At 65.7% G+C, this 7410-nt stretch carries 4 protein-coding genes and 1 riboswitch; of the genes, 1 reads left to right on the top strand and 3 read right to left on the bottom strand.

Going from position 1 to position 7410, the window contains the following annotated elements:
- Window positions 1-25 precede the first annotated feature (25 nt).
- The 3 genes from AC5JLE_RS12595 to thiC form a co-directional block, all read right to left on the bottom strand.
- Window positions 26-2350, bottom strand: a complete 2325-nt coding sequence (locus AC5JLE_RS12595; RefSeq protein ID WP_496065335.1) for a winged helix-turn-helix domain-containing protein — start codon at window positions 2348-2350, stop codon at window positions 26-28.
- 259 nt (window positions 2351-2609) lie between these two features.
- Entirely contained in the window at window positions 2610-3281 is a 672-nt protein-coding gene (locus AC5JLE_RS12600) for an ion channel (protein ID WP_014648329.1), read from the bottom strand.
- 93 nt (window positions 3282-3374) lie between these two features.
- Entirely contained in the window at window positions 3375-5219 is a 1845-nt protein-coding gene (gene thiC, locus AC5JLE_RS12605; protein ID WP_496065336.1) for a phosphomethylpyrimidine synthase ThiC, read from the bottom strand.
- Window positions 5220-5301: 82 nt separating this feature from the next.
- A riboswitch (TPP riboswitch) is annotated at window positions 5302-5403 on the bottom strand.
- A gap of 265 nt (window positions 5404-5668) precedes the next feature.
- Here thiC and AC5JLE_RS12610 point away from each other — a divergent pair.
- Window positions 5669-7246: a BCCT family transporter gene (locus tag AC5JLE_RS12610; RefSeq protein ID WP_049408706.1), complete on the top strand. Its 1578-nt coding sequence runs from the start codon at window positions 5669-5671 to the stop codon at window positions 7244-7246.
- Window positions 7247-7410 lie beyond the last annotated feature (164 nt).

Below are 7410 nucleotides of genomic sequence, written 5' to 3' on the forward strand. Positions count from 1 at the left end.
TCGCGACGAGATCCCGACGAAGAAATTACGAAGGCCCATTTCCCCTGAAAAACAATAACTTGGAGAACGCCGGGAACAGCGCGGGGGGGCGTTCGGGCAACCGCATCACACCGATGTCGGCACCATCGCTGACCGCTATCGCCACGAACAGGTCACGCCCGTCAGCGCTGGCGCTGAGTCCGTTGCCGGCGCTGAGCCGTTCCGCATCCAGGCAGCGTTCCGGCTCCTCGCGGCCGGGCAGGATGCGCACGAAGGTGGTGCCACACGTGCTCGAAGTGCCGAGGTAACCGACGCCACTGTTGCCGGCCACGGTCCAGGCCCGGTATCGCCAGCGGCTGGGCCGGTCATCGCTGATCTGCTGCACGCTGCCCGACGACAACGCGGCATCGGCCGACCACAGGCCACCGGCGGCCAGGCGGGTGAACAACACGCGGCCACTGCTGCGGTCGAAGCGCGCCTGCGACACCCCTTCGATGCTGGCCAACCGGCGCCAGGGCTGGGTGCTGCGGTCGAACAGACTCAACCGGGTGCGCTGGTCGGCATCGCGCTCGACCACGAACAACTGCTCCGGCGACGCGCCATACAGGGCCTGCAGCGGCTGTTCGGCCGGGACCGGCAAAGGTTGCAGGCGTTCATCGCGTGGCGCGATCTCGTAGACCACCGTGCGCCCATGCGCGTCGCGGCCGACCACGAGCAGCTGGCGGCTGTCGGCCGACCAGTCCGGTGCCTGCCGCGCTTCCGGCCGCAGCCCTTCAATGGGGCGCAGCGAATCCGGCCGCTGCATGTCCGCCCACCACAGGGCGAAGCTGCCGGAGCGATCCGAGGTGAAGACCAGCTGGCGGCCATCGGGCGCTGCCATCGGCTGCCCATCGCGGCCACTGGATGCAAACAGGCGCTCGGGCGCGCCGCTGCCCTGCACCGGCACCTTGAACACGCCGAACTGCGCGCGCCGGTGGACGAAGGCCAGCATCCCACCACGTCGCGACACGGCGGGCCACTGCGCATCATCCAGGCCGGCATCGCGCAGCGTGTGCCGCTCGACGTCCAGATAATAGAGCCGCGCCTCGCTGTCGACGCGGCGACCGAACACGATGGTGCGGCCATCGTCCAGCCAGGCCCATCCGCGCAACTCTGCCGCCTCGTTGGTCAACTGCTCGGGCGTACCGCCCGCGGCCGGCACCCGCCACAGATCGCCCAGCTGCGGGTTGCGCACGAACACCAGCCATTGCCCATCGGGCGAGTAACGCGGTGCGTAGTCGAAGTCGTCCTGGTCGACGCTGTACGCCAGCGCGCGCCACTGACCACTGGCCAGGTCCAGCACGCGGATGCCACGGTGCGCGTAGCGCCCGACCATGCTGCCGAACACCAGGCCGCGACCATCGGGCGTCCAGTCGAAGCTGAGCAGCTCGGTGCCATCGCAGCGCGTGGCCTGGCGCAGTGCGCCACCAGTAGCGCTGGCGATCAGCACCTGGCAGCCACCGTCGGCAGAGAACCGTGCGAAGGCAATTTCGCGACCATCCGGCGACCAGTTCGGGAATCGATCGACGGCACCGGCCGGCGGCGCCAGCAACTGGCGCGCCGGCGCGTTGCCGGAGGTCTGTACCTTGATCGCACCACCGCCGTTGCCATCTTCGTTGGCGCCTTCATAGGCCACCAGCGAACCATCCGGTGACAGCGTGGGATAGGTTTCAAAGCCGCTGGTTGCGGTGATCAACCGATAGGGACGCTGGGGGCTGCCGATCACCCGCGTGCCGTTCTCCACGGCGGCCTCCACCGGCGAACTGCTGGCCGGTGCGCGGCGCAGCAGCAGCGTGGTCATCACCAGCAGCGTGGCCAGCATCAACACGCCCAGCGCCAGCAGCACGCGGCGGCGGACATGGCGCCAGCGGCGGCGCGATTCCTGCGCGCGCGCGGGCAGCACCGCAGCGGCGGCGAGTGCGGGCTGCACGTCCACACCTTCGTCGTCAGGCAAGCCCGCAGCCGACGGCTCCGCATCGTCCAGCGCCTGTACCGGTACCAGAAGCCGATAGCCGGTCTTGGCAATGGTCTCGATGTAGGCCTGGCCGCTGTCGTCGTCGTTGCTGAACGCCTTGCGCAGCTGGGTAACGGCCTGGGTCAGCACATCGTTGGTCGGCAGCGTGTCCGGCCACACCTCGGCGAACAACTCGTCGCGGGTGACCACACGGCCCGGCTGCCGCAGCAGCACGCGCAGCACGCCCAGCGCCTTCGGCGTCAGCCGGCGCGGACGACGCGCACCGACGACCTCGACTTCGCGCGAGGACAGAGTGACGATGCACTCTCCTATCCGTATCCGATCGGACACGGGTGGCTGTATTTCGCTGCTGTTCATTTTCTGCTACACAGTAGAGACAGGTCCCGGGCAGTGTTTGCCTTCGTTACGGTCCCGTCCTGGGAACAGCGAAAAGCCAGACTCCGCACAAAGCATCGGCGCATACCGCAAAAACAATCGAGCGCGCGAATACTAGCCTATGCAAGTTACCTCGCCTATCGCGTGGTCGACATCAGGCTCTCTCTCGCCGACGCATTCACATAATTCGCGACATCATTCGCGCCCTCTTGGGCGCGAAATTTTTATCTGGCGTTCATTTTCACATGCGCCGCAACATGGTCAATCCGACCAGCCGCGAAACCACCAAAGCCACGTACATCACGCCGGAAAACTGCTCCAGCATGACCAGTGCACGTGCCTGTGGATGCAGCGGCACCACGTCACTCAAGCCGACTCCAGACAGCAAGCTGAAGCTGAGATAAAGCAGCTCCATCCAACTGCGCTGCGCCTGCCCGCCGGTGCCCTGGAAACTGCCCGGATACCACTGCTGGCACACTGCGAACGCGAAGGCGAACGCCCACGCCAGCAGGGTGAAGGTTGCGCCTGCTGCGAACAGTTCGTCGCGGGTGACCTTGTGGTCCTGGAGCATGTAGGCAATCAGGGCGCCAGCCGTGTAGAAGTACAGCAGGCTCTCCAGCACCTGCGCGGTGGTCAGCAATGCGGTGCGCTCGAGCAATGCGCCTGCCAACGAGAACACCACCGAGGGAATGGCCAGCAACAGCGCCAGCCAGGTGCCCAGCGGGCTGCGCTGGACCACCCACAGCGCCAGGCCGAGTACCGCCATGCCGAACATGCCCAGTGCCGCGCGGCCGGCGGCGGTGTCATCCAGCGCGGGATACAGCAGCACCGCCAGCAGCTGCGCGCCCAGCAACCAGGCCGAAGGATGCCGGCGGGCAATGGCCAGCCAGCGGGTGGTCATGGCAACAGGCATGGTGTCCTTTCCCCGGGATGATGGGCGGAGGATAGCCGGGAGCGGCGTGATGAGCGGTAGTGCCGGCCGCTGGCCGGCACCACCGTCTGCGCATCACCCCTGGTGGTACACCTCGGCACCCGCGGCGCGGAACTCCTCCGACTTCTCCTTCATGCCGGCCTCGGCGTAGTCACGCACATCCTGGGTGATCTTCATCGAACAGAAATGCGGGCCGCACATCGAGCAGAAGTGCGACAGCTTGTGCGCATCCTTCGGCAGCGTTTCGTCATGGAACTCCCTGGCCTTCTCCGGATCCAGGCCAAGGTGAAACTGGTCTTCCCAGCGGAACTCGAAGCGCGCCTTGCTCAGTGCGTTGTCGCGTACCTGCGCGCCCGGGTGGCCCTTGGCCAGGTCGGCCGCATGCGCGGCGATGCGGTAGGCCATGATGCCATCACGCACGTCCTGGCGATTGGGCAAGCCGAGGTGTTCCTTCGGCGTCACGTAGCAGAGCATCGCCGTGCCGAACCAACCGATCATCGCCGCACCGATCGCGCTGGTGATGTGGTCGTAGCCCGGCGCGATGTCGGTGGTCAGCGGCCCCAGCGTGTAGAACGGCGCTTCGCCGCATTCGCGCAGCTGCTTGTCCATGTTCTCCTTGATCAGCTGCATCGGCACGTGGCCGGGGCCTTCGATCATGGTCTGCACATCATGCTTCCAGGCGATCTTGGTCAGCTCACCCAGCGTCTCCAGCTCACCGAACTGCGCCGCGTCGTTGGCATCGGCGATGCAGCCCGGGCGCAGGCCGTCACCCAGCGAGAAGGTCACGTCATAGGCCTTCATGATCTCGCAGATGTCTTCGAAGTGCGTGTAGAGGAAATTCTCCCTGTGGTGCGCCAGGCACCACTTGGCCATGATCGAACCACCACGGCTGACGATGCCGGTGACCCGCTTGGCGGTGAGCGGCACGTAGCGCAGCAGCACGCCGGCGTGGATGGTGAAGTAATCCACGCCCTGCTCGGCCTGCTCGATCAGCGTGTCGCGGAAGATCTCCCAGGTAAGCGCTTCGGCGCGGCCGTCGACCTTCTCCAGCGCCTGGTAGATCGGCACGGTACCGATCGCCACCGGCGAGTTGCGGATGATCCACTCGCGGGTTTCGTGGATGTGCTTGCCGGTGGACAGGTCCATCACGGTGTCACCACCCCAGCGGATCGCCCACACCAGTTTCTCCACCTCTTCGGCAATGCCCGAGAACACCGCGCTGTTGCCGATGTTGGCGTTGATCTTGGTCAGGAAGTTGCGGCCGATGATCATCGGCTCGCTTTCCGGGTGGTTGATGTTGTTGGGCAGCACCGCACGGCCACGGGCGATTTCATCGCGCACGAACTCCGGCGTGATGATCTTCTGGATCGAGGCGCCGAACGCCTCGCCCGGGTGCTGCTGCAGCAGGCCGGCATCGCGGATCGCGTCCAGCCGCTGGTTTTCGCGGATGGCGACGAATTCCATTTCCGGCGTGATGATGCCGCGGCGCGCATAGTGCATCTGGGTGACGTTCGCGCCTGCACGTGCACGGCGCGGCAGGCTGCGTGTGGGGAAGCGCACAGCATCGAGCTTCGGGTCGTGCTCGCGATCGCGGCCGAACGACGAACTCAGGCCGTCGAGCTGTTCGGTATCGCCGCGCTCCTCCACCCAGCCACGACGCAGCGCCGGCAGGCCCGCGGACAGATCGATACGCGCGTCCGGATCGGTGTACGGGCCCGACGTATCGTAGACCGTGACCGGTGCATTCTCTTCGCCGCCGAACAGCGTCGGCGTGCGGGTCAACGCGATTTCGCGCATCGGCACCTGCAGATCCGGACGCGAACCGGGTACGTGGATCTTGCGCGAGCCGGGAATGGGCCGGGTCACGGATTCGGAGAGTTGCTGGGCCTGTTGCTGCAGGGCGGAGAGCTGTGCGTTCATCGGGCATCGTCCAGGAAGGTCAGGGACGAAGCGGCGGCGCACTGCGACCGCGCACGGACGGTCCTTGGGCGGTGTCCGGGCACGGCTGCACTGCAAAGCTTCCCTACGCCGGTATGAGCCGGATCAGGTTCCAAGGGACTGTCTCAACCGTGGCCACATGGCCGCGGTACCCCCGCTTCTTGCTGTGCATTAGAGCATAGAGCGCCCGCTCCGGGAGTTGCCCCCGCGGTCAGATCCGCTTTCCTGTGGAAAGCGGATCTGATCCGGATCGTTGTTCGTTAACAGAACCATGACGTCGCGTTCAGTAACGTGCACGTCCGTCGCCCTCCAGCGACCGATGCGTCCTTCGCCGCCGACGCGGCCCCTGCCCGGTTCGCGCTGCATGCCGCCGGTCCTTCGCTGCAAGCTCTGCTCGCTCCCCTCAATCCCTTGATCGGAGAAGCTCCTTCATGGTGTTTCGCGTTTCCATCGCACTGGTTCTGCTGCTGGTGCTGCTTGCCGGTATTGCACCAGGCCCCTTCAATGCCGTGGTGCAGTCGATGCTGGCAGAAGTCATCCGCAGCGTCGGCTGGCTGTACCTGCTGGTGGTATTCCTGGCACTGGTGTTCCTGATGTACCTGGCTTTCGGTCGCTTCGGCAACCTGCGCATCGGTGGCGAGGACGCCGAGCCCGAGTTCTCGCGAGCCAGCTGGATGTCGATGCTGTTCGCCGCCGGCATGGGCATCGGCCTGGTGTTCTGGGGCGCCGCCGAGCCCATTTCGCACTTCAGCAAGCCACCGGAAGGGCTTGCTCCGCAGAGCCTGGATGCGGCGCGCGCCTCGATGCGCTATGCATTCTTCCACTGGGGCCTGCACCCGTGGGCCATCTATGCGCTGATCGGGCTGGCAATGGCCTGGTTCCAGTTCAACCGCAACGGCCGCGGCCTGGTCAGCGACATGCTGCAGCCGATCATCGGCCGCCACCATCGCGGCTGGATCGGTAGGGTGGTCAACATCGCTGCAGTGGTCGCCACCGCGATCGGTGTCGCGACTACGCTGGGCTTCGGCACCATCCAGATCGCCGCGGGCGTGGAACGCGTGTTCGGCCTGGAAGCTACGGTCCCGGTGCAGATGACCATCATCGCCATCGCCTTCGTGCTGTATATGGCGTCCACCGCCAGTGGCGTGGAGCGAGGTGTGAAGTGGCTGTCCAATTTCAACCTGGCGTTGGCTGCCCTGCTGGCCGCCATCCTGCTGGTGCTGGGGCCGACCGGATTCATCTTCGATACGTTCACCACCACGCTGGGCTCCTACCTCAACCAACTGGTGACGATGAGCCTGCGCATGTCACCGTTCTCCGGCAGCACATGGGTGGCCGACTGGACGATTTTCTACTGGGCCTGGTGGATTTCCTGGGCTCCGTTCGTGGGGTCGTTCATCGCACGCATCTCGCGTGGCCGCAGCGTGCGCGAGTTCGTGATCGGCGTAGTGCTGGCACCAACCCTGCTGGGCTTCTTCTGGTTCGCCGTTTTCGGTGGAACGGCCTTGTGGGCACAGATCTTCGGCCATGCCGACCTGGTGCAGGCGCTGGGCAATGGCTACGAGACGGTGTTGTTCACGTTGTTCGACAGCATGCCGCTGCCGCTGCTGCTGTCCTGCATCGCACTGGTACTGCTGATGATCTTCTTCGTGACCTCGGCCGACTCGGCGGTACTGGTGCTGGCCAGCATGTCCACTGACGAAGCAGGCGATCCTCCGTTGAAGCGCAAGCTGGCCTGGGGCATCGCGGTGGCGTTGATCGCAGCGGCCTTGCTGCTGGCCGGTGGCCTGGATGCACTGCAGGGCATGATCACGATTGCGGCGTTGCCATTCGCGCTGCTGATGGTGCTGGTGATGGTGTCGCTGTACCGCGTGCTCGACCAGGAGTACACGCGTGAGCGGCGGCAGGCGCAGCGCCAGCGGCACATGATCGATGCGTGGATCGCGCGCGAGATGGCGGCGCAGGAGGAGACCCAGGCCGAGGCCGCGCGCGCGCACGATCAGGATTGAGGGTGTTTTGCAGCCTGCGGCTGCACCGCTTTTTTCAAGCAAGTGCAAGTGCAAGTGCAGAAGCCAAAGCGGCTCTGGGTTACTGCTGGCTGGGCGAGGCGGTGTGGGTGGGCAGGACACGCCGTGAACCCATCCATGGGGGCTCGATGGCGCCATCCATGGCG

Source organism: Stenotrophomonas sp. (assembly GCF_059505245.1).